26 protein-coding genes and 2 pseudogenes are annotated in these 23387 nt (G+C 48.3%); 26 read left to right on the top strand and 2 right to left on the bottom strand.

The window, feature by feature from the left end; genetic code table 11:
* Nucleotides 1-13: 13 nt before the first annotated feature.
* Nucleotides 14-1297 (top strand): 3-phosphoshikimate 1-carboxyvinyltransferase, encoded by a 1284-nt coding sequence (gene aroA, locus K3F53_RS06620; protein ID WP_220559867.1) that lies wholly within the window; start codon nt 14-16, stop codon nt 1295-1297.
* A gap of 357 nt (nt 1298-1654) precedes the next feature.
* Here aroA and K3F53_RS06625 read toward each other — a convergent pair whose 3' ends face one another.
* Nucleotides 1655-1837, bottom strand: a complete 183-nt coding sequence (locus K3F53_RS06625) for an aspartyl-phosphate phosphatase Spo0E family protein (RefSeq protein ID WP_057899287.1) — start codon at nt 1835-1837, stop codon at nt 1655-1657.
* 255 nt (nt 1838-2092) lie between these two features.
* On the opposite strand from K3F53_RS06625, the gene K3F53_RS06630 reads away from it, so the two are divergent.
* From K3F53_RS06630 to K3F53_RS06685, 13 genes and pseudogenes are all read left to right on the top strand, one after another.
* Nucleotides 2093-3100 (top strand): amidohydrolase family protein, encoded by a 1008-nt coding sequence (locus K3F53_RS06630; RefSeq protein WP_057899286.1) that lies wholly within the window; start codon nt 2093-2095, stop codon nt 3098-3100.
* Between the two features lie 188 nt (nt 3101-3288).
* On the top strand, nt 3289-3900 hold the full coding sequence (locus K3F53_RS06635; protein ID WP_236781879.1) for an RNA polymerase sigma factor: 612 nt from the start codon (nt 3289-3291) through the stop codon (nt 3898-3900).
* A gap of 2 nt (nt 3901-3902) precedes the next feature.
* On the top strand, nt 3903-4535 hold the full coding sequence (locus K3F53_RS06640) for a zf-HC2 domain-containing protein (RefSeq protein ID WP_057899285.1): 633 nt from the start codon (nt 3903-3905) through the stop codon (nt 4533-4535).
* 104 nt (nt 4536-4639) lie between these two features.
* The gene (locus tag K3F53_RS06645; protein WP_220559878.1) at nt 4640-5734 is read left to right on the top strand and encodes a tetratricopeptide repeat protein; all 1095 of its coding nucleotides are present in this window, start codon (nt 4640-4642) and stop codon (nt 5732-5734) included.
* A gap of 100 nt (nt 5735-5834) precedes the next feature.
* Nucleotides 5835-6920 carry a hypothetical protein gene (locus tag K3F53_RS06650; protein WP_057899283.1) on the top strand — a complete coding sequence of 362 codons (1086 nt, stop codon included), beginning with the start codon at nt 5835-5837 and terminating at the stop codon, nt 6918-6920.
* 226 nt (nt 6921-7146) lie between these two features.
* Nucleotides 7147-7350, top strand: a complete 204-nt coding sequence (locus tag K3F53_RS06655) for an IDEAL domain-containing protein (protein ID WP_057899282.1) — start codon at nt 7147-7149, stop codon at nt 7348-7350.
* Between the two features lie 135 nt (nt 7351-7485).
* Nucleotides 7486-7941: a DUF2487 family protein gene (locus tag K3F53_RS06660; RefSeq protein ID WP_057899281.1), complete on the top strand. Its 456-nt coding sequence runs from the start codon at nt 7486-7488 to the stop codon at nt 7939-7941.
* A gap of 178 nt (nt 7942-8119) precedes the next feature.
* A complete protein-coding gene (locus K3F53_RS06665) occupies nt 8120-8644 on the top strand; it encodes a ubiquinol-cytochrome c reductase iron-sulfur subunit (protein WP_057899280.1) in 525 nt (174 codons plus the stop codon).
* 6 nt (nt 8645-8650) lie between these two features.
* A complete protein-coding gene (qcrB, locus tag K3F53_RS06670) occupies nt 8651-9322 on the top strand; it encodes a menaquinol-cytochrome c reductase cytochrome b subunit (protein ID WP_057899279.1) in 672 nt (223 codons plus the stop codon).
* 36 nt (nt 9323-9358) lie between these two features.
* Nucleotides 9359-10129, top strand: a pseudogene (locus K3F53_RS06675) (c-type cytochrome); the annotation flags it as partial.
* Between the two features lie 117 nt (nt 10130-10246).
* Nucleotides 10247-10459: pseudogene (locus K3F53_RS19345) on the top strand (c-type cytochrome); the annotation flags it as partial.
* Between the two features lie 72 nt (nt 10460-10531).
* Entirely contained in the window at nt 10532-11134 is a 603-nt protein-coding gene (locus K3F53_RS06680) for a DUF1405 domain-containing protein (protein ID WP_057899278.1), read from the top strand.
* A 58-nt stretch (nt 11135-11192) separates the two neighbouring features.
* Nucleotides 11193-12038 carry a sporulation protein YpjB gene (locus K3F53_RS06685; protein WP_057899277.1) on the top strand — a complete coding sequence of 282 codons (846 nt, stop codon included), beginning with the start codon at nt 11193-11195 and terminating at the stop codon, nt 12036-12038.
* 151 nt (nt 12039-12189) lie between these two features.
* On the opposite strand, the gene K3F53_RS06690 is transcribed toward K3F53_RS06685, so the two are convergent.
* Nucleotides 12190-13044, bottom strand: coding sequence for a YitT family protein (locus tag K3F53_RS06690; RefSeq protein WP_057899276.1), 855 nt, complete (start codon nt 13042-13044; stop codon nt 12190-12192).
* A gap of 122 nt (nt 13045-13166) precedes the next feature.
* Between K3F53_RS06690 and K3F53_RS06695 the strand changes: the two genes are divergently transcribed.
* The 12 genes from K3F53_RS06695 (at nt 13167) to K3F53_RS06750 (ending at nt 23355) form a co-directional block, all read left to right on the top strand.
* Entirely contained in the window at nt 13167-13511 is a 345-nt protein-coding gene (locus K3F53_RS06695; protein WP_057899275.1) for a nucleotide pyrophosphohydrolase, read from the top strand.
* Between the two features lie 154 nt (nt 13512-13665).
* On the top strand, nt 13666-13833 hold the full coding sequence (locus K3F53_RS06700) for a hypothetical protein (RefSeq protein WP_156424074.1): 168 nt from the start codon (nt 13666-13668) through the stop codon (nt 13831-13833).
* Nucleotides 13830-14630 (top strand): 4-hydroxy-tetrahydrodipicolinate reductase, encoded by an 801-nt coding sequence (gene dapB / locus K3F53_RS06705; RefSeq protein ID WP_220559888.1) that lies wholly within the window; start codon nt 13830-13832, stop codon nt 14628-14630. The genes K3F53_RS06700 and dapB overlap by 4 nt, the downstream gene beginning before the upstream one ends.
* A gap of 13 nt (nt 14631-14643) precedes the next feature.
* Nucleotides 14644-15063, top strand: a complete 420-nt coding sequence (locus K3F53_RS06710) for a methylglyoxal synthase (protein ID WP_057899273.1) — start codon at nt 14644-14646, stop codon at nt 15061-15063.
* Nucleotides 15060-15776, top strand: coding sequence for a bacillithiol biosynthesis deacetylase BshB1 (gene bshB1, locus K3F53_RS06715; protein ID WP_057899272.1), 717 nt, complete (start codon nt 15060-15062; stop codon nt 15774-15776). Before K3F53_RS06710 ends, bshB1 begins: the two co-directional genes overlap by 4 nt.
* 13 nt (nt 15777-15789) lie before the next feature.
* Nucleotides 15790-16932: an N-acetyl-alpha-D-glucosaminyl L-malate synthase BshA gene (bshA, locus tag K3F53_RS06720; protein ID WP_057899271.1), complete on the top strand. Its 1143-nt coding sequence runs from the start codon at nt 15790-15792 to the stop codon at nt 16930-16932.
* Nucleotides 16929-18149 (top strand): CCA tRNA nucleotidyltransferase, encoded by a 1221-nt coding sequence (locus tag K3F53_RS06725; RefSeq protein WP_091260717.1) that lies wholly within the window; start codon nt 16929-16931, stop codon nt 18147-18149. The genes bshA and K3F53_RS06725 overlap by 4 nt, the downstream gene beginning before the upstream one ends.
* The gene (locus K3F53_RS06730; protein WP_057899269.1) at nt 18136-19113 is read left to right on the top strand and encodes a biotin--[acetyl-CoA-carboxylase] ligase; all 978 of its coding nucleotides are present in this window, start codon (nt 18136-18138) and stop codon (nt 19111-19113) included. The genes K3F53_RS06725 and K3F53_RS06730 overlap by 14 nt, the downstream gene beginning before the upstream one ends.
* A gap of 300 nt (nt 19114-19413) precedes the next feature.
* Entirely contained in the window at nt 19414-20268 is an 855-nt protein-coding gene (gene panB / locus K3F53_RS06735) for a 3-methyl-2-oxobutanoate hydroxymethyltransferase (protein ID WP_220559897.1), read from the top strand.
* Nucleotides 20265-21134, top strand: coding sequence for a pantoate--beta-alanine ligase (gene panC, locus K3F53_RS06740; RefSeq protein WP_091260718.1), 870 nt, complete (start codon nt 20265-20267; stop codon nt 21132-21134). The genes panB and panC overlap by 4 nt, the downstream gene beginning before the upstream one ends.
* Entirely contained in the window at nt 21119-21502 is a 384-nt protein-coding gene (gene panD / locus K3F53_RS06745; RefSeq protein WP_057899266.1) for an aspartate 1-decarboxylase, read from the top strand. The genes panC and panD overlap by 16 nt, the downstream gene beginning before the upstream one ends.
* Nucleotides 21503-21951: 449 nt before the next feature.
* The gene (locus K3F53_RS06750; RefSeq protein ID WP_057899265.1) at nt 21952-23355 is read left to right on the top strand and encodes a tetratricopeptide repeat protein; all 1404 of its coding nucleotides are present in this window, start codon (nt 21952-21954) and stop codon (nt 23353-23355) included.
* Nucleotides 23356-23387: the final 32 nt, after the last annotated feature.

Below are 23387 nucleotides of genomic sequence, written 5' to 3' on the forward strand. Positions count from 1 at the left end.
GAAGGTGGATGACATGAAAAAAATACAAGGCGTAAACAGCGTCCGGGGCGAGGTTACAGTTCCCGGCGATAAATCGATTTCGCACCGGGCTGTGATGTTTAGCGCGCTGGCAGAAGGAACGACAACCATCGAAGGATTTCTTCCGGGTGCCGATTGTTTAAGCACGATTTCTTGCTTTCGCAAAATGGGCATTGATATTGAACAGGAAGGCGAGCATGTGCGTATCACGGGGAAAGGTTGGTACGGTCTGACGGAGCCGGCAGAGGTTCTGGATGTCGGAAACTCCGGTACGACGATCCGCCTGATGCTGGGCATTCTGGCAACTCAACCGTTCCATAGCGTGCTTGTAGGCGATGAATCCATTGCCCGTCGTCCAATGGGACGGGTCACGATTCCGTTGCGCCAGATGGGTGCTGATATCGCAGGAAGACAGAACGGGGGCTTCACGCCATTATCCATTCGCGGCGGAAACTTAAAAGGAATTGAGTATCGTTCCCCGGTGAGTAGCGCCCAGGTGAAATCGGCGGTGCTGCTGGCAGGATTGCAGGCAGAAGGAGAGACTGTGCTGTATGAACCGGGATTGTCGCGCGACCATACGGAACGGATGCTTCGTTCATTCGGTATAGAAGTACAATCATTTGAAGGCGGTGTGCGTGTCCGCGGCGGGCAGCGCCTTGTGTCGCCCGGTCGTATTGAAGTTCCTGGAGATATTTCTTCGGCAGCGTTCTTGCTGGTAGCGGCTGCGATTTTGCCGGGCAGTCATCTTATGATTCGTAATGTTGGTATGAATCCAACCCGGACCGGTATTATTGATGTATTGAAAGAGATGGGCGCCGATTTGATTCTGTACAACGTGCGGGAGACGAACGGTGAACCGGTAGCCGATATTGAAATTAAGCATGCGCCGCTTAGAGGCATAGAAATCGGCGGAGCTATCATTCCGCGCCTGATTGATGAGATCCCTGTCATTTCGGTGTTGGCGACGCAGGCAGAAGGTGTTACGGTTATCCGTGATGCAGCCGAATTAAAAGTAAAAGAAACGAACAGGATTGATACGGTGGTAGCGGAACTCGGCAAGCTTGGTGCGGATATTGAACCGACGGAAGACGGCATGATCATCCGAGGCAAAACACGACTTACGGGTGCTACGTGCGATAGCCATGGCGATCACCGGATCGGCATGGCGGCAGCGGTTGCTGCGCTGGCGGCTTCAGGAGAGACAACCATTCAAAATACTGAGTCCATCAATGTATCGTTCCCGGGATTTTTTACAAAGTTAGAACAAACGATTGAATGAATCATTTAAAAAATTAAATAAATCTGAATAAGTTATTGACTTTTTACCGTTTTTTTCTATAATGGAGATTATAGTATGGTTTCTCTCCACTCCTATCCATATATGGGAACTTCCCATACCGCTTCGTCTATCATGGCGAAGCGGATTTTTTTTGTCGAATCAAAACACGGTTGTTGCTATTTGAAAAGAAAAAAAATCCGGCTGCCAGTTCTTCAGGCTTATTTCCGGATTTTCGTCCCAGAGATGTCATTCATTCGCCCTGAGGAAGTCTGAGTGACTATCTATGTTATGCAAACAGACTTCCATTTTTGGTTGCAGCGTTTTTTAAAAGCATTCGGATGACCGGTACGTCCGCTTTTAGCAATGAATTTTACTGCGCGCAGACATTCTTTGCTTCATTACAACATTAATCAGACGGTCTACCTCTTTGCTTGCTGCCAGCACCTTTTCATCCCGCAAATTCTTATTCGCTTGAATGTAAAGAGAGTGCATCGAGCGCCGCTTTTCCATAATGAGATGAATTAATCTCTTTTCTTCCATCTATAACCACGCCTCCTTGATAAGTCGCATGATTTGATATCTTTATCCAGTCACATGTCTCATTGTATTACTTCGTCCGGTGCCAGAAAAGCCCTAATCAATCGACAAATTATAACAGAATATTTTTCTAGCATTTTTTTTTCGACGCCTCATATGCATGTAGAAATGGACATGTTATGACGTTGTAAAACGTTATCGTGGCGCTTGGCAGCACCTGAAGCGACCTGAAACAAAGCGAATAAACGGAGGGATAAGATGGAATTTATCGTGCGCGGTGTGACCATTGTAAATCCGGAACGCTGTTTTACGGCTGATGTCTGGGTGAAAGGAGAAAAAATTTATTATATTCACGAACATATTGCTCCGAAACCGCCGATAAAAGAGATAGATGGAAGTGAACAATATATGCTGCCTGGCTTTTTCCATTTCGGTTCTTCGCTCGGCAGCACGCGAACAACCAATGATGAATTTAAGGAAGTACAGAAGTCCTGGTTAAAAAAGGGGTTTACAATTTATGTTGATGAGCTTACGATAGTTCATGTGCCTGATTGGCGCAAATGGTTAGGATATGAGTTGGCTATGCATCATAACAGCCGCCTTGCGCATCGCGTCCGGCTTCGTGTGCCGTATCGGCACGTAAGCGAAGCGCTTATCAGAAGCGTATTGGCGCATCGTATTCCTATGCTGGAGATGATGGTGGCCCCATCCGATGAATTGACAGGGTCATTCTGGTCCATCCTCCTTGCCGGCTTTGCAAAATACCGCCTTAGCGTAAAGATTTCGTTTACCGGGGAATGGTCTCTGCGTGAGAAAAAGCGCTGGTTATGCGATAAGCTTTCTCTCCTTGTTTCCATGCTGGAAGGGCGGGGGATTCCGCTTGTGCTGGACGAAGACGAAGGGATCATTCGCTTCCTTTCCTCTGTAAAATATTTGCCCTGGGGATATGTCGCCTGGGAAATGAACAATCGTTCGTCCCTTTCGTTTCGCTGGAAACAGTTTGGCCAGGTTTCGCTGGCTTATGCCTATACGGAACAGGAGGAGAAGCGTGAACACAGGCTGCGCCGCTTGGTGGAAGCTGGAGCCCGGCTTCCCGCCAAGCTGTTTTCTGCTTATCCGGACAAAGGAGCGATCGTACCTGGCACAGAAGCTGACTTTTTTTTGCTTCCAAAAAAAAATTTGGCGAATGATGCAACATTTTGGAGCCCTACTTTCGTCTATACGAAAGGAAGAAGAAGCAAACAATTATTTTTTGCAACGGTATAGCAAACTTCAACTTTTTATCTTTAGATGTTTTTAGATAATGGAGATATCGTTTTTTACAGAGCGTAATAGTAGGGAAGCAAAGAGAAAAGAACAGATATGTAGATATGCTCCCCGGAGCTGCCGAATTTTCATGGGGTATATGGGTGGCGCCGGGGAGGATTGGGAGTCAATGAAGGGGGGAACCGATCTTGGCTAGTATTGATTCTCAGTTAACTGACTCTCAGTTGATCCGTGAGATTAAAGACGGTCGGGTAGACTATTATGCTGAACTTATCAACCGTTATGAGCGCAGAATTCTCGCTTTTATTCTTCATATGTTAAAAAGTTATAATATGGAAAATTTGGCGGAAGATTTGACGCAGGAGACATTTTATAAGGCGTTTCGCAGCCTGCAAACGTTCAGGGATGTAGAAGCATCGTTTTCCACTTGGCTGTATACGATTGCCCGTAATACCGTATTAAGCGAATTACGAAAGAGTCGGAATTCCGAGGTATATCTCGAAGATAGCAAGCAACAGCCTGCGCGTATCGCGCTCGATAAGTTGCCGGAACAGGAACTGCTTCGCACGGAACGTGTGCATCTCGTGCGCCAGGCGATTAACCGATTGCCTGAAAAACAGCGCACAGCCCTTATTCTTCGGGAATACGAACAATTGGATTATAAAGAAATCGCTATGATTCTAAATTCCACCGTAAGTTCTGTTAAGTCTCTTTTGTTTCGCGCCCGTCATAGTATTAAGCAACAGTTAGAACCATACATATTGGACACAGCGCTCGATGAAGCGGAAGGAATGAGATAGGCATGAATTGTAAAACCTTTCGACGACTGCTGCCGGACTATATGGAAGGCAAGTTATCTTCCTCGCTTGAAGAAGAAGTGGAGGAGCACCTCGAACAGTGCCCGGCTTGTCAGGAAGAGCACGCTGTTTACATAGATTCGAATCAGACGTTCCTTCATTCCCCTGTTTTGCCTGCCGCATATGAACATGTTACAGTTTCTGATAAAGTGATGGAGCGAATTCTAAAAGAAAATAAATGGGCATCTCCTGCGCCGGAACACGCCAGGCCTATTTCACCTGTGGTGCGTCGGCTGATTACCGGTTTCGCATTTGCTGCGTTGCTTGCCTGTCTGTTACCTTTGATTATGCTTGGACAGCAGTTAAATGAGGCCATGCAGGCGATGCCCATAGATACAGCGACGGACACGGTTCTATCGGCAGAGGCGTTGTCGCTTGTGCCAGATGCGGGTAAAGGAGCTGGAAAAAACGCTCAATACGGTGTGATCGCCAGCCTTGCTGATCCGATTCCATACAGTTTGTCTGCCAAAGAACGTGTGCCTCGCATTCATTATGGTTTACTTATGGCGTTATTTGGTATACTGGTTACTGTGATCAGCATGAACTGGCTTTCGCGCGTGAAGAAACATACAGGCTGACCGTTCGTTCCGGACGGTTTTTCTTTTTGATGAAGTAAGAAAGCATATGTCATCGTGCAGTGAAAAAGTACCTAATTAGCGCAAAAAGAACCGGGAGGTTTTGCATGGAGCAAAAATGGCAGAAACGGCTGAATCAGGCTCTCGCTTTGCTTGAAGCTGGAGAAATTGCAGGAGGGCTTGAGGGCCTTGAAGAGTTGAAAGAAGAATATTCTGGAAATACTGAGCTTGAGATGCAGCTTGTTACTATATATCATGAGTTAGGACATCATGAGACGGCGCTTGCGATATTAGATAAGCTGGAAGCGCAGTGCGGCGGACAGAGCGAAGAGGCGTGGCACGAAATAGCTGTGTATCGGGCATCGCTATATATTGATTTGGACAGGCTGCAGGAAGCAATGGATATATTGCTTGCTATAAAGGAAGGAGGAACGGATGATTACCGTGTATACGCTTTGCTTGGCGAAGTGTTCTTACTTGAAGGTCTTGAAGAAGTAGCGATCCGGTATTTGGAGCGGGCTGCCGAACTTGCGCCGGACAACGAGGAAGTTCAATATTTATTGGGCAAATTGTACGCCGAGCAGGGAGAAAGTGGACGGGCGATGGAGAAGTGGCAGGCGCTTAAAAGATTTGAAGATGATGCGGCCATTTTATTAGAACGAGCCCGCATGGCAGCACGACAGGGGGAGTTCGAGACAGCGCTTGCGTTATACGAAAAAGCAGCGGAAAGCGAAGAAGTGCCAGAAGCATTGTACGGAGCGGGGATGATCGCATATCAAACGGGAAACTGGCAGCGGGCAGTACGAAGTCTTGCGCGTCTGATTGAAGTCGATCCTGATTATGTGGTCGCTTACCCGTTGCTCGCGGAAGCACTATGGAAGTTAAACATGCGTGAACAGGCGCTGGTAATTTATGAACGGGCGCTTGCGCTCCATGTTGAAGAAGAAGAGTTGTTATGCGGATATTTGCGTCTCGTTGTTACGATGGAAGAATGGGCCAGGGCCGAAAATGCGCTTTCGCGCCTGTATAAATTGGATGAAGAGGCTGCGGCATATTGGTACTGGCGGGGACGTGTGGCAGAAGCAAAAGGAGATAAGGAAGAGGCGCTGCTGTCTTATGAGCGGGTACTATCGACCGAAGATGAGTTTTGGGATACGCGGCAAAGGTATGAGGGTTTGCGTCAGCAGATAAACGGACAGTAAAAATGAGCGCGGTTGTCCGATGGGACACGAGGTATAGTCTGCTTTTCTTTCTGTCAATAATGACAGGTAACAGAGGATAATCGCGAAAGGTGAGATGAGGGTGAATCTGGCTGACACGCTTGTATATGCCGATATCCGGCAGCTTCATCAACTTGCTTCTATTTATAACTTGGAATGCAATCGTAATTCGAAACATGAGCTTATTCAAAGTCTCCATAACCGTTTGACTTCTGCTGCTTTTTTTCAAGATTTGCATAAAGGGCTAAACTGGGAGGAGAAGCGTTTTTTGCTCCCGATTATTTATGAGCGGAAAAAGGAATATACGCGTGAAGCGCTGCTGAGCCGGGCACGGAAAGCATATTGTGAGAAGATCGAACACAATGAACACGAGGAGCTGCTTCATAAAGCGCTGGAGCGCGGGTGGTTATTCCGCATGCAAAAGCAATTTGCCCCAACATTTACAATGCCTGAGGATTTGCGACATCGTTTTCGGGAAATTTTTGTTAAAGAAGTGCGTGCACTTGCATATGGTAATTATACGAAGCCAGATTTATACCGCGACGACACGTATGTAATGGCTCATGATTTGCAAAAGTTTTTGCTATATGTACAAACACATCGTGTACCGCTGTCCAAGGAAGGGGTAATGTATCGTAAGCAGCAACAAAAAATGATGGAACTGATGTCTGTACGCGAAAATTTGACTGATGGAAAGGAATGGCGTTTCGGATACGGAAGGAGATTCCGGGATTATCCCGACCGCCTGGCTCTGTTGTATGATTTTGCACACTATAGGCAATGGTTAAGCGAGCGGGAAGAAGAATTGGTGTTAACTGATGAAGGCATGCGGCAGGTGGCTTGTCAGGAGCAGGGAAGAGAAGAAAGAGCGGAGCGCCTTGTCGAGTTTTGGTTGTTATCTTACAAAAAAGCAATTCCTTCGATTGAAAGTTTGTGGAAGTTAGTAGCTTGCGTTTGCGAGGCGGAATGGTTGGAAGAAGAGAGCCTTATTTGTGCGTTGCGGAACTGGGTTCTTCCCTTTTATTACGATTCACAAGAAGCTGTGATCCGTCGCCGCTTGCTAGCCATGATGGTTCATCTTGGACTTTTGCGCCGGGGCATGTTTCCTGAAGGAAAGGTTGTTTATAGTCTAACAAGTTGGGGTAAATCTTTATTAGATACTAGATAAGTTATAAAATTGTAACTAATACAAGGACACATTACGCAGGTGGGAATATGATAAAGTAGGAAGGTCGTCATTCTTCTTTGTGGAACAGAGCATAGGTGACGCAAAGTTGTTTAATTCTGAATATTGTGGTTATTTTAGGCGCAAGGAGTAAGAAGGCGTTCGACACAGTGAGTAAACATCTATACATTCGGCTACACGGTGCAACATTGATTTGGAGGGAAAACCAATGGGAAAGCAAAAGCTAAACCTTGTTCATCCTTCGACGTTCAGTTTGTTGGCAGAAATGATTTTGGATGAAGCGATTCGCAAATACCGACTTGATACCTTGTATAAGCATATTGATGAGGCACTGGAAGCAGGAGATGAAGCGAAATTTAAGGAACTTAGCAGCGAGTTGAAAAAAATGTTGGATGAAGAAGTGAATGAGTAGCGTTTCTCAGGCAGTTTATGGTAAGCTAAACCCGGAATCTCCGGGTTTTTTTAGTAAAGGAAAAAGGCGAGCGACAACGCCCGCGAGTCTTTTTCATAATTTTGAAAAGAAAACGAAAGGAAAGAAGGGAAAATCATGCGGTGGAAAACGGAAGATATGGAGCAAATGATCGGAATGGAAGAATATGTGGACACGCTTGTTTACCCTGTATGCGTCTTGGGTACTTGTTGGGATATCAATTGGGTAAAGCAGCAGCTTTGGTTGGAGAGAGTATGTGGTTATGTAGAAAGACAGTTGACCGGGCGTCTTTTTTTGTTCCAGCCGTTAAGCGTTATATCTAAAAAAGAAAGTTCCGTGAAGATTGCCTGTGATTTCATCGCACAAAATATTTATGGTCTTATCGACAGATTTCCACATTGTTTAGTGGTTACAAATGATAGCGCTATGTCGACAGCATTAATGAAAAAACAGATCAATACCTATATTGTTTCTGCACCGCCAGAAGAGAAAACGGATTCAAAAACATTTTTGGAAAAAGCGCGGCACGAAAGCGATCGGCTTGTAAAACACTGTATTGCACTGTGGCTATGATGAATAGAAAGCAAATTGTGACAAATTATATAACAAGAAGAAAAGCGCAACAATCTATATTCTTTCCTCGGATGCAAATTCTTGACAGTTCATTCCCCCTTTCAGTATGATGATTATGTCCTGGTAAAGATGTGTTGTAGCATATGCAGCCATTATCATAAGGATAGGAGGTTAGAGTATGAGTGAACGAGACAACAAGGGGGTATCCAGAAGACAATTTCTCAATTATTGTCTCACTGGAGTCGGTGGGTTTTTAGCGTCTGGGATGTTAGCACCGATGATTCGATTCGCGATCGATCCCGCGCTGCAAAAAGCAGACGCGGCCGGCGGAAAAATTCCTGTAGCGAGCTTAAGCGAAATTACCGAAGAGCCGAAAAGTTTCAATTTCAAGAAGAAAATTAAAGATGTTTGGACCGGCGAGCATGAGACTCCTCTAACAGCCTGGGTGTACAAACAGGGCGATCAAGTGATTGCGCTTTCACCAATTTGTAAACATTTGGGGTGTACAGTAAGCTGGAACACGAGTCCAGAGCATAAAAACCAATTCTTCTGTCCATGTCATTTGGGACGTTATGAGAAGAACGGAAAAAACGTGCCTGGGACGCCGCCAATGAAACCGCTTGATCAGTATGAGGTCGAAGTGAAAGGCGGCAAAGTACTGCTTGGTGATGTTAAGGCAAACACGATTGCAGAGGGGGCATAATGTGACATGATTCGCAAAGTGTATGATTGGGTTGACGAGCGTCTCAATGTGACCCCGATGTGGCGTGACATTGCAGACCACGAAGTGCCTGAGCACGTAAACCCGGCCCATCATTTTTCGGCGTTTGTTTATTGTTTCGGTGGACTTACATTTTTTATCGTTGTCATTCAAATTTTGTCCGGTATGTTCCTGACCATGTATTATGTGCCCGATATTAAAAACGCATACGAATCCGTTAAGTATTTGCAGAACGAAGTAGCTTTTGGGGTCATTGTTCGCGGTATGCATCACTGGGGTGCAAGTCTTGTCATTGTTATGATGTTTCTACATACGCTGCGCGTATTTTTTCAAGGAGCATATAAACGTCCGCGTGAATTGAACTGGGTTGTAGGGATGTTAATTTTCTTCGTTATGCTGGGATTGGGTTTTACAGGGTACTTGCTTCCTTGGGATGATAAGGCGTTTTTTGCGACGAAGGTAGGTATCCAGATTGCCGAACAAGTGCCGTTAATTGGCGGATTTATCAAAATATTGCTACAAGGTGGTCCGATTGTCGGTGCCGGAACGCTCGCGCGTTTCTTTGCGATCCATGTGTTCTTCCTGCCCGGCGCTTTGCTTGCTCTTCTGGGCGCACACTTTATTATGATTCGGAGACAGGGAATTTCTGGACCGCTATAAGATGGGGTTCGATCTAAGGATAAGGGGGGTAAAAGAATGGCAAAGCATGACAAGACGATTGAGTATGTCGGTGACTCGCGCGTGCCCGCGAAACGGACGCCGAACATCGCTCCGTCTTATGCAGAATTTCCGGGCAAATCCGAAGCGTTTTGGCCCGACTTCTTATTGAAAGAATGGATGGTTGCTGCGGTTGTTCTAATCGCTTTTCTTATCCTCACCGTTAGCCATCCGGCGCCGCTTGAAGACAAAGCAGACCCGAACAATGCAAGCTACATTCCGCTTCCGGACTGGTACTTTCTGTTTTTGTATCAGCTGCTGAAATATCCATGGCAATCTGGGAACTGGGTCGTATTTGGGGTTGTGGTTATCCCGGGCATCGCGTTTAGCGCGCTGCTTCTGGCTCCATGGCTTGATACATCGCCGGAGCGTAAGCCGTCCAAGCGTCCGGTGGCGACAGGTCTTATGTTGCTTGCATTGGTGAGCATCTTCTATCTAACCTGGGCTGCGGTTGATGAGCACAACCGTTTACATCCAGAACCGGCTCCGGGCGCAGGTGGAGTGGCAGCGAAACCACCTGCTGACTTTAAATCGGATCCGATTTGGACAAAACAAGCAAGCTGTCAAGGTTGCCATGGCGCGAATATGGAAGGCGGACAAGGCCCGGCGCTCTGGAATGTCGGAAGTCGCCTGGACGAAAAACAAATCCGCGATGTGATTACGCATGGACGCGGCGGCATGCCACCTGGTATGTTCCAGGGCTCTTCGGAAGAGCTTGATCAGCTTGTTAAATACCTGGCTGGCCTGAAAGGCGATGGTCAAGGCGCGGCTCCGGCACCGAACGGCGGTACGGTGGCTCCTGCTGAACCAAAGGCAGGAGGCGGCGAAAGCGCTGCGGCACCGACCGGTGGCACAGCCGAGGAAGGCAAAACGATAGCAAACCAGTGCATGGCTTGCCACGGACAGGATTTGAATGGTGGTGCTGGAGCACCGACTCTTCATGGTGTAGTTGATAAGCTAAAGCCGGAAGGTGTGGCTGAAGTGCTTAAGAACGGCCGTGGCGGTATGCCGCCGATTGGCGCATCTTGGTCTGATCAGCAAATGAGCTCGATGATTGAGTACTTAAAAACGCTAAAATAAACGAAAAGAGGCCAGATGGGAAACCGTCTGGTCTTTTTTGGCGGAGAAAATACATAATAAAGGATGAGTAGCATGACAACATTGTGGAAATGGTTTATGGCTTCTTTGCGCGCTTCTTGGTTTCTCTGGACAATGATTATCGTTAACGGTCTAGGTTCGATCTATGGTTTTATCTGGTACGCATATCAGCTGGAGTCGACTTCGCCCGCTTTTTTACGGTTGTTCGTACCGGATAGCCCGACAGCGAGCACGTTGTTCACCTTAGTGCTCATCGCTTTGCTTGCCGGACGTAGCATTCCGTCTTTGGAGGCGTTCGCGGCGGTGCTGAATTTTAAATACGGTGTCTGGGCTGTTGCTGTGATTATCGCTGGCGCCGCGCTCGGAGACGAGCTGAATTGGCAGCATTACATGCTGATGTTTTCACATGGCGGTATGGCGCTGGAATCTTTGTTGTACGCTCGTTTTTATACGCTTAAGATGGGCCATATTTTCTGGGTAGCTGCTTGGACACTGCTCAATGATTTGCTCGACTATACGCTCGATATTCATCCATGGCTGGCGGATGAATTGGAGCCGTATGATCAAATCGTAGGTTTTGCGACGTTTGGGCTAAGCCTTTTTAGCCTTTGGTTGATATACACTCTTGTTCAATATCATCGGCGGTTCGCCCGATAATAAGCATATCCTTGTCCTTTTCCCCATACATATGTAAGTAAGAAGGGGAGGACGAGTCGTGAAAAAAATTGTTTTTATCGTAATGAGTGTTGCTTTCCTTTTTATGGCCTTGTATACAGGATGGATGGTGCTGGGTAAACGTGTCTCCTCCACCCAAGTGCCCGAACAAACGCTGTCTGCATACCAGCGAATGGATCAGTTGTCGCAGGATATTTATCAGCTAACAAAAGAGGAAAAATACAGTGAAGCGAAGCAAAGCCTGACGGAGCTTGGTGTGCTGTTTGCGGAAACGAAGCCGCCGAAAGGACTTTCTCTTGAAGCGGTAAATGCGCTTTCTGATACGATACTGAAAGCGAAGCGGGCGTTTGCCGCTGTGGAACCTGAATCGGATCGTTTGCTCTGGCACGCGCTTCAAGTGCGCCTTTCGATCGACAGTTTGACGCATGAGAGGCAGCCATTATGGAAGAATTATTACAACTCGTATAAGGAACATATCAATAAAATGATACTGCTGGCAGCCGGACGGAAGGAAAGCGATTTTTCTCGGACGTTTATGCAAAATTTGCAGCTATACCAGACACTAAAGCCTGCGTTTACTGTTTCCGCCACCGCACAGCAGATAGAAATGCTGTATTCGATTTACAGTTTTTTATTGCAGGAAACAAGAAAAGCCCAATACAACTGGGACGCGATTGCAAATGCGCTCAATGAATTGAATCGAGTTGTAGACGCCATATTTGTTGGCGAAGACACTTCCGCTTTCGCGTTAGGTATGCCGCCGGAATCGCCGTTCTTAATTATCGCTCTTTTTGCCTCTGTTATTTTTACTGCCTTAGGTTATGTCGGATGGAAAAAGTATAAGGCAGAGCAGAATCTGAAGAAGAAAAGAAGAAGAGAGTTGTAACTTTTCGACTTGCTACTACATCTGCCTCTTCTTCTCGCGCTTGTATTAACTTATTGCATATTATCTATCCGCCCTTCTTCGGCAAAAGCGGCATCCGCAAAACATCTGGGCCGAGACGGTTGTCGTTTTTCTTGCTTTTTCTTCCTAGCGCCTATCGTATTGGCTGTTTCTTCTCATCCAGCGTAAAACCTTCGCCAAATACTTCATGCACATCATTGATGATGATAAATGCGTGGGGATCGGTTTCATGGATGAGATTCTTAAAGCGAACGATCTCATTGCGGCTTACCACGCAGTATAACACCTCTTTATCAAGTCCGGTGTAGCCGCCCCGGCCCTTTAGCAGCGTCGCTCCACGTCCCATTTCTTGCATAATGCGTTGGGAAATATCCACTGCATGATCGGAGATAATCATAACCGCTTTGGCTGCATAAGAGCCTTCTTGTACGAAATCGATAACACGCGCCGCCACAAACAATGCAACCAGCGTATACATCGCCAAATCAAGATTGAGATAATACAGAGACAGGCCGATAACGAACAAATCAAAGATGAACAGCGTACGGCCAATGCTCCAGCCGAAATGTTTATTGAACAGCCGGGCTATAATATCGACGCCACCGGTTGTGCCGCCGAAACGGAATACGATGCCAAGCCCAAGTCCGACCGTCACGCCCGCGTACAGCGCGGCAAGAAGCGTATCATTTTCCATCGGATGGCGAAATGCTGAAAACAGTGTGAGGAAAAAAGACACGGCTACTGTACCGATGATCGTATATATGGCCGACTGTCGTCCGAGCATTTTCCATCCGATAAAAAGCAGGGGTATATTCAATACAAGATTGGTGATGCCTGGATCCAAGTTTAACGTGTATTTAAGAAGCAGGGTAATCCCGGTAATCCCGCCTTCCGCCAGCCGGTTGGCGATGTTAAAGTAGTTAATGCCAAATCCCATGATAGCGGAGCCGACCAAAATAGCGAAGATATTGCGTAGATGATGGTTCATGTATGCCCTCCTGCGATAATGCTAGATCATGGTTATTATATCGAGAAATTTGTCAATCTTCCACCTCTGCGGTAACATAAGAATACATACAAATACCATAAACGTAAAAAGGAGGGGCGTGCATGGAAAACGGGAAGCAATTGCTTACGCTTGCGGAGATGCAACGCATTGTCGATGATTATATTAGCCAGTTTAAAGAAGGCTACTTTTCACCGTTGGCGCTCATGGCGCGGTTGACGGAAGAAGCCGGTGAACTTGCGCGCGAAGTGAACCATTATTATGGTGAGAAGCCGAAACGGAAAGATGAGGCGGAAAATACGATTGATATGGAACTGGCGGATTGTCTGTTTATTATTCTTTGTTTCGCTAATTCATTGAACATTGATCTTGAAAAAGCGTTCCATGATATGATGCACAAATTTAATACGCGGGACAAAGACCGTTGGACAAAAATTGACACCGAGTAAATGGATAATACATATACTGTCATACCATAGGCCAAACAGGGGTGGTGCCGATGGATACAGAAGAAAACATCCACCCGCAATCAGCAGCTGACGCTAGCAGTGCGAACGATTGAGAAGGCCATGGCGCTTGCTCCCCTTTATACGGAGGCCCATTATGTGGCCGGAGAAATTTATTTTTAACGCGGGCAATATATTCTTGCCCATAAGTCAGCCCGCCAGGCGGCAAGGTTGGCTCCGAATTCGCAGAGGGCGAAAACTGCTTGCGCGTCGCCGGAAACAAGCGATGCAGGAGAAAAAAGAGAAGAGGGAGAATGGGAAATGAAGCAAATTCGTATAGCGGTAGCCGGCCCGCGTGGCCGGATGGGCCAAGAATCGGTAAAGATGATTATAAAAGATGAGACGCTGCGGTTTGTCTGCGGCATTGACCCGAAATATAATGGAGAAGATGTTGGCGAGGTGCTCGGTCTTGGAAGCCTTCAAGCTCCGTTTGTTTCCGATATCAGACGGGCGTTAGAGGTATATCGTCCGGATGTGTTGGTCGATTTTACCACACCCCACGTCGTAAAGCAAAATATGATCGCAGCTATCGAGGCGGGCGTACGCCCGGTCGTGGGCACAACGGGCTTTACGCCGGAAGATATTGAAGAGCTGGACAAGCTGTGCCGCGAGCATCAGATCGGTGGCATTATCGCTCCGAATTTCGCCATTGGCGCTGTACTCATGATGAAATTTGCTCAAGAGGCTGCCAAGTATATGCCGCATGTAGAAATCATTGAGTTACATCATGACAAGAAACTGGACGCACCTTCTGGAACAGCGGTAAAAACAGCGGAGATGATCCAGGCGGCGCGCGACGAAATAAAGCAAGGACATCCAGAAGAAAAGGAAACGCTTGAGGGCGCGCGCGGCGGTTATTATGGCGGATTTCGCATCCACAGCGTACGCCTGCCCGGTCTTGTGGCGCACCAGGAGGTTATTTTTGGCGCGGTGGGGCAAACGCTGACGATTCGGCACGATTCCATCAACCGCGAGTCATTTATGCCAGGCGTCAATCTAGCGATCAAAAAAGTCATGGAGCACACAGGCCTTATTTACGGTTTGGAAAACATTATGGTATAAGAGGAGAACAAGGATGAACATTGCGTTAATAGCCCATGACAATAAGAAAAGTGAAATGGTCAACTTTGCGATTGCCTATCGCGACACGCTGACCAAGCATACCGTTTATGCGACCGGCACAACCGGAACAAAGATCATGGAGGCGACAGGAATTCCGGTTCAGCGGGTGCTTTCGGGTCCGATGGGCGGTGATCAACAAATCGGGGCGCTGATTGCGCAAGATGAAATGGACCTTGTTATTTTTTTACGGGATCCGCTAACCGCGCAGCCACATGAGCCGGATGTTACAGCTTTGTTGCGGCTGTGTGATGTGCACAGTATTCCGCTGGCCACGAATATCGCAACCGCGGAAATGCTGATTCATGCTTTGGAACGGGGGAACTTTGCATGGCGCGAGATCGTGCACAAATACAAAGGAGAGGATCAGAAATGAGCGGACGGTTTCCGGCGCCGCTGCACGCGCTGGCATTTGGCGCCCATCCGGACGATGTGGAGATCGGGGCTGGTGGCCTGTTGCGCAAGTGGGCGAACCAGGGGAAGCGGACAGGCATTTGCGATCTGACAAAAGCAGAGCTTTCTTCTAACGGGACGGTGGAGCGCCGCCAGCAGGAGGCGGCAGAAGCGTCTCGCTTGCTCGGTCTGCATGTCCGATTGAATTTGGAATTGCCGGATCGTGGACTTGCCCCGGTTCCGGAGCAAATCCAGGCTATTACCCGCATCATTCGATTGTACCGGCCGCGTGTTGTTTTGATGCCGTATTGGGAGGATCGCCATCCCGATCATGGCATGTGCAGCGTTCTTGTGCGGGAAGCGGTGTTTAACGCGCGAATTCGCAAGTATAATGCTGGAGGGGAAGAAACGTTCCCTCCGCACAAAGTGGAGCATGTAATCGCTTATTTTATTAATGGACAGACTGATCCGCAATTTTTGGTAGATATTAGCAAAGAAATGGAAGCGAAAATGGCGGCACTTGGCGCGTATCGCTCACAGTTTGAAATGGAGCCCGGATCCGTGGCTACGCCGCTCACGGAAGGGTATCTTGAGAGAGTGCGCGCCCGGGAGTATATTTTTGGGCAATCAGCTGGCGTCGTTTATGCGGAAGGATTCGTTAGCTATACCCCGTTGCTGTTGAAAGACTTCCTATGAGAGGGAGCGAGCGATGAAAATTGGAATTACATGTTATCCGTCTGTTGGCGGTTCCGGCGTTGTGGCGACGGAGCTGGGGAAATTACTGGCCGAGCGTGGGCATACGGTGCATTTCATCACGTCGGGCATGCCGTTTCGGCTTGGCAAGTACTATCGCAACATTTATTTTCACGAAGTAGATGTAAATAGCTATTCCGTGTTCCAATATCCACCGTACGACTTAACGCTGGCCAGTCGAATGGCGCAGGTCGCCAAAACGGAGAAGCTGGATCTGCTGCATGTCCACTACGCAGTGCCGCACGCGATTTCTGCGTATTTGGCGAAACAAATGGTAGGTGATCACCTGAAAGTGGTGACGACTTTGCATGGAACCGACATTACCGTATTAGGCTATGATCATACGCTAAAGGATATGATCCGGTTTGGCATTGAGCACAGCGATGCTGTAACGGCCGTATCACAAAGCTTAATCAATCAAACACGGGAAGTTCTTCAGGTTAAAACACCGATTGAGCTTATTTATAACTTTATTGATAAGCGCGAGTACTATCCGCGTGATATGTGCGACATACGTGAGGAGTATGCGCCGAACGGTGAGAAAGTCTTTATTCATATTTCCAATTTTCGCGCCGTAAAGCGGACGGACGATGTGGTGCGCATTTTCCATCATATTAAAAAGCGTCTCACCGCTAAACTGCTTATGATTGGCGAAGGGCCAGAGCTACCGGTCGTGCGGGATCTAGCGTCGGAACTGAATCTGCGCGAGGACGTAATTTTTCTCGGCAAACAGGAAGATATCGCATGTGTGTTGTCTATAGCGGATGTGCTCCTGCTTCCATCGGCCCAGGAAAGTTTCGGCTTGGTGGCTCTTGAGGCGATGGCATGCGGGAAACCCGTTATCGCAAGCAATGCCGGCGGGCTTCCGGAAGTGATCAAAGATGGGGAAACCGGATTTATTCGGCCGATTGGCGACGTGGAAGGCATGGCGCAAAAAGCGGTAGAACTCGTGTCTGACCCGGCGATGTATGAGCGCTTTTCACGTCAGGCGATCGAACGGGCGTACCATACGTTCTGCCATAAAAAAATCACCCGTCAGTATGAAGCCATTTACCGGCGCGTGCTAACCGGCGAAACGGAGCCGTGTCCGAAGTTATGAAAACGGACGTAATCGAAGCCGGAAAGCAAGTGCTCAAGAAGCTGGAGGAAGCTGGATACAGCGCTTATTTTGTCGGCGGATATGTACGCGATACGTTGCTTGGCCGACCTGTGCATGATCTTGACATTGCCACGTCAGCCAGACCCGAAGAGGTAATGGTGTTGTTTTCGCGCACCGTGCCTACCGGTCTTCAGCACGGGACGGTCACTGTGCTTGAAGGAGGAGTACCGCTCGAAGTAACGACATTTCGGACAGAGAGCGGGTATAAGGATCACCGTCGTCCGGACGAAGTACGGTTTGTTGCAACAATTGAGGAAGACCTTGCGCGCCGGGATTTTACGGTTAACGCGATGGCGCTTGATTTGCGCGGGCGCGTGGTTGATCCCTTTGGCGGTCAAAAAGATTTGCAAAACCGGATCATTCGTGCAGTTGGCGCACCGCAGGAACGGTTTGCCGAGGATGCGCTGCGCATGTTGCGCTGCATCCGTTTCGCCAGTCAGCTTGGGTTTGCCATTGACCGCACTACATATGAAGCAGTCCGGGAACTTGTGGAAGATATTCGCTATGTAGCCGTGGAACGTATCAATGCGGAATGGAACAAAGCGCTCGCCAGCCGTTATCCGGATCGGGCTGTAATGGATGTGTTGGAAACAGGGCTTGCCCGGGTTATGCCGGGGCTTAACGTATTGCTTTCCGGCAAGCAGGAGTGGAGCGAGACAGAGCGGGAACGACTTCGTGAAGTCAATGGTCTTGCCGCCCGCTGGTCGTATTTATTTTTAGTCTGCGGCCGGGAAGCGGACGTGGAGTCCGTGCTGCGCGCGCTGCGCAGCGAGAAAAAACTTATTAAATCGTGCCGGCAAATGATTGACTTGGTAGAGATGCTGCGGTTGCCGGAAGCGGAAGAAAGAAGCGAGAGATGGCTGCTTGAATACGGATGGGATGCGTTGAGCAACGCCGCTTCCTTATACGAAATCATATATCAGGCTGCAGGCGTCACGGCGCGCCTTGCGCGTACGTACGATGCTATGCAGGTGAAAACGCTCCAGGAGTTAGCTGTAAGTGGGGCGGAGCTACAGCAGGTGCTGGGCCGCAAGGGTGGACCGTGGATTCGCGCTATGTTACTGAGGCTTTCGCTTGATGTAAACAAAGGAGAGGTGCCTAATGAGCGGCACGCCTTATTATTGCAGGCAAGGAAGGTAATCGATGAATATACGTGAGAATTTGTTGCAAATGTTTAAGCAGGCTGGCGGCGAATTTATCTCAGGCGAAGAAATTAGCCGCCGCTTAGGTGTTTCCCGGACGGCGATCTGGAAGCATATTGAAGAGTTCCGGGAAGAAGGGTATGTGTTTGAAGCGGTACGTCGCTCCGGTTATCGGCTCGTTTTTGCGCCGGACGTTATGATTGCTGAGGAAATTAAAGTGGGTCTTTCCACACGGGTGCTGGGCCAGAAGATTTATTATTATCCGTCGATTGATTCTACTCAGAACAAGTGCCAGGAACTGGCGAAAGAGGGTGCGCCGGAAGGTACGCTTGTGGTTGCTGATCAACAGACAGAAGGAAAAGGGAGACTTGGCCGTGTATGGCACTCTCCACCGGGCGCGAACATCTCCATGAGCCTTCTCTTGCGCCCGGCGCTTGAGTTACAAAAGTGCCCACAACTGACGCTTTTGACAGCGGTCGCTGTGGTGGAAACGCTGCATGAGTTTTGCGGCATTAGCGCCCAGATTAAATGGCCGAACGATATTTTGATTAACGGCAAGAAAGTGTGTGGCATTTTGACGGAATTGAATGCAGAATCCGACCGTATTCATTCTCTTATTGTTGGGATCGGACTGAATGTTAATACGCTGCCGGAACACTTTCCGGAAGACGTGCATGGGATTGCGACTTCGCTTCGCATCGAAAAGGGCGAACCGCTGCGGCGCGTGCCGTTGCTCCAGCAGATTTTGACACGGCTTGAAGAATTGTATGATCTATATCTTGCCAAAGGATTCGCTCCGGTGAAGAAACGTTGGGAAACGTATGCTGTTACGATCGGCAAAAAAGTGACGATTCGTACGCTGCAGGGATCGCTTTCGGGGTACGCTGAAGGCATTGACGAATCAGGTGTGCTGCTGGTGCGCCGGGAAGATGGTTCGGTAACGAAAGTGTATTCGGCCGATGTCGAAATCCATGGTTAAAAATTAGCAAATTTCAACATAAAGAAACAAAAAAGATTGATAAACCATCATTTTTAAGCTTATAATGAGGATGTCAGGGCCGTATCCACGCGGAATGGCACCAGGATGTGTTTTGTTGTTGTCAGTGAAAAAATATTTGAATCTGCTCTGAGCCGATGAGGACCGAGACAGAGGAAACAAGATGCGACCATATCCATAGAAAATGGTTTCAGTACGCCTTCTCCTCTGTTTGAAGGCGTTTTTCTGTGCCTTCAAGCGCCTTTTTTGCCTTAATCGCTCAAAGCGCAAGGAGGAATGAAAATGGGGGGCAATTCACCGATCACGACTCTCTCTTTAAAAGAAATGAAACGGAATGGACAACGCATCGTCATGCTGACCGCGTACGATTATCCGTCGGCTAAATTGGCGGACGAAGCAGGAGTCGATATGATTCTTGTCGGCGATTCGCTTGGCATGGTAGTGTTGGGGTATGATTCAACGCTACCGGTCACGCTCGACGATATGATCCATCATACGAAAGCGGTTACGCGTGGGGTAAAGCGTGCGTTTGTGGTGACGGACATGCCGTTTTTAACGTATCACGGCACGATCGAAGAAGCGCTGCGCAACGCCGGACGCATCATGCAGGAAGGGCTCGCTAAAGCCATAAAGATCGAAGGCGGAGCGGAGCTTGCACCGTTGATTCGCCGCTGCACGCAGGCTGGCATTCCGGTGGTGGGGCATATCGGACTAACTCCGCAGTCTGTACATCAACTTGGAGGATACAAAGTGCAAGGCAAAACGCCGGAAGCGGCTCAAAAGCTAATGGATGATGCGCTGGCGCTTGAGGAAGCGGGAGTATTTGCGCTTGTTATGGAATGCGTGCCAAAGCAACTTGCGGAGTTTATTTCACGTAAGCTTTCGATTCCGACGATTGGCATTGGTGCTGGATCCGGCTGTGATGGTCAGGTACTGGTGTATCATGATATATTATCGTACGGCAGCGACCGCGTGCCAAAATTTGTGAAGAAGTACGCGGACGCGGGCTCACTCATCAAACAGGCGATTTCTAGATATGCGGAAGAAGTGCGCAGCGGAGCGTTCCCGGAAGATACGCATACGTTTGCAATAAGCGAAGAAGCACTTGAACAATTGTATGGAGGGGTGAAAGCATGAGAGTGGTCTCCTCCATTCGAGAGTTGCGGGCCATGCTGAAGGAAATGCGCCCAAAGACGATAGGTTTTGTGCCGACAATGGGCTATTTGCACGAAGGGCATTTGAGCCTTGTTGAGAAAGCGAAGGAAATGTCCGATGTGGTCGTTATGAGTATCTTTGTCAATCCGCTGCAATTTGGTCTGAATGAAGATCTAGAGAAATATCCGCGCGATATCGAGCGGGATTGTCGTCTCGCGGAAGCGCAAGGAGTGGACATCCTGTTCTTCCCACCGGTTGAAGAAATGTACCCGCCAGGCAGTAAAACAATCGTTTCTGTTAAAGAGATTACTGAATGTATGTGCGGCGCGTCGCGTCCAGGACATTTCGACGGCGTGGCAACGGTTGTGACCAAGCTGTTTAACATTGTGCAGCCAGATTACGCGTTTTTCGGTATGAAGGATGCACAACAGGTGGCAGTGATTACACAGATGGTTCGTGATTTAAACATTCCTGTTGAGATCGTGCCATGCCCGATTGTACGTGAAGCGGACGGGCTTGCGCTCAGTTCGCGCAATGTATATTTGTCCCCGGAAGAAAGGAAGCAAGCGCTTGTTTTGTCACGTTCGCTGAAACGGGCACAGGAAATGGTAGAATGCGGGGAACGTGACGCGACAGTGCTGCGTACAGCCATTGAATCCGTCATTCAAGAGAGCCCGCTGGCGGACATCGATTATATCGAAATCCGGAGTTATCCGGAGCTTGTGCCGCTTGAGGAACTGCGCGGCGACTGTCTTATTGCGCTTGCGGTGCGCTTCGGTCGCACGCGTCTTATTGACAATATTATGCTTGTGGCGAGTCAGGAGGATATTGCATGTTCCGTACGATGATGAAATCAAAAATCCACCGGGCGACGGTGACGGAAGCGAACTTGAATTATGTTGGCAGCGTCACGATTGATCGGGACATTATGGACGCCGTGGACATTTTGCCAAACGAGAAAGTACAGATTGTCAACAACAATAACGGCGCTCGTCTGGAAACATACGTAATTGAAGGGGAGCGCGGCAGCGGCGTAATCTGTTTGAATGGTGCAGCAGCCCGTCTCGTTCAGCCGGGCGATATCGTGATTATTATTTCCTATGCGATGATGACGAATGAGGAAGCGAAAACGTACAAGCCGAAAGTGGCCATTATGGATGAAAATAATCGGATTGAGCAGATGCTTGGTGAAGAGATTCATGCGACCGTGCTATAAGTAATGTGAATAGGGAATGGAATAAAACCGGCTTATCAGCCGCAGTCTTGGCAGGTTATTTTCGTGTCAAGACTGCGGCCAGCCGAGGTGGTGCCAAGCGAAAGAAACTTTATTGTAACGGAATTTTAATTTCTAAAAAATTTTGTCTTTTTTTACTGTAATTGTACCGTTTTTTCATGTCTGATTATCCTCCTTCACCCTAATTTCCGCACTGCATATTCATTTTTCTTTGCCGGATTAACTAATTCTTCAGTACTACTTATGAACTGGTTTATCGCCTGGTATGCCTTGATCAAAACTTCTTTTACACAATCCCCCACCTTTTTCTAATTATGAATATACGTATATTTGAAATTTTTTACAAATCAAGTATGACAGAATACGCTCATATTCTTTTCTCTTTTGTGTCACACTGAAAGTAATATGTTGATGCGAAAGGTGGTTTTTTTGTGCTGCTTTCCCACTATTTTGCCGCCCTTAAAGATCGGCTGAATCTCATTGAGCAACAGATGGAGACTGCATCGGAGGGTGACAGGAATCAATTGTATTGCGAAGTGCTGAAACTGCGCCAGATCAGCGATCGAATTGTTGAAGAATGGCTTAGTTTTGAAGACCGCCTTATTAAAGTACAGCGGATGTTTGAGGAAGCGGAAGATGCTTCCGTGTCTTCCCAGCTTCACGATGTAACGGCTGAAGAAGAGACGGAGGAAGAAATTTATTTGCCATATACGCTGGCGGCGACGTTTCGTCAAGGACAAGGTTATTTCACGCTATCCATGTACCATGAAGCGGTGGAGTCCTTCAGTAAAGTTCTGGAAGAGGCTCCCGATGTAGCTGTGGCCCGGCTATACCTCGCATTCGGCTTTCTCATGTCTGGGCGCCTGGATGTGGCATATCGCCAGTTTCATTTGTTGACGGAAACGTGTGTACATCCTTTTATTTGTGCCGCTTCATACAATGCGATGGGGTGTATTGCCATGATGGAAGGAAATCCCGAACAAGGGCTCGGCTGGTTTGAGCAGGCGCTGGGGGCATTCGACCAGTTTGCAGACGCCAGATATAACCAAGCGCTTGCACTGTGCCATCTCGGTCGGTACGAAGAAGCGATACAAACTGCTCGGCCATTGCTTAGAGGGACGGCTCCTGATGTGGATGTGCTTTTGTTGCTTGGTGCATGCTGCGCAAAAAGCCATCGCTTTGATGAAGCATACACGCTGCTTCAGCGCGCCGAGGCACTTGCATATCAGGGAAAGCAACACCAAGCGATCGCCCGCATTTATGAGCAGACTGGAAAGTTCGAGGAAGCGGCCCGTTGTTACCGTGAGATGCTGCCTGCGTCACGTGCCGATGCATCGGTGTGGCATGGATTGGGCTGGTCGCTTTGGCAGTCCGGCCAAAAAGAACAGGCACTTGCCTGCATGAAACGTGCGCTTACTCTGTCTCCGGATCAGCCGGATTACGCGTGTTCATACGCTTGGATTCTGCTGTGCGAAGGAGAGGCGGAAAGGGCATGGAAGGTGTTTGAACAGACGGCGCGTAAATATCAACATCCGTTGGCAAGAGCCGGCATGGTGGAAACTTTGCTCAAACAACACCACTTTGTTGCCGCTGAAGAAATCATAAGCAACCTATCCGAAGATCAAAACGCACATATACGGGCACTTGGTCAGTATTTGAAAGGACGGCTGTTGCTTATGCAGGGCAAACGTGAAGAAGCGCTAGAATATTTTTCACTCAGCCACAGGGCCGGCGTAATTCGGGAGAGCGGATTGTATGCCGGACTTCTTCACTATGCTGATGGCGCCCATGAAGAGGCGTACGAAAGGTGGAAAGAATTTATTCCGGCCCCATAAGCACCGGTTTTTCTTTTTTTATATTGCACTTC

The sequence above is a fragment of the Aneurinibacillus thermoaerophilus genome (assembly GCF_019603355.1).
Lineage (GTDB): Bacteria > Bacillota > Bacilli > Aneurinibacillales > Aneurinibacillaceae > Aneurinibacillus > Aneurinibacillus thermoaerophilus.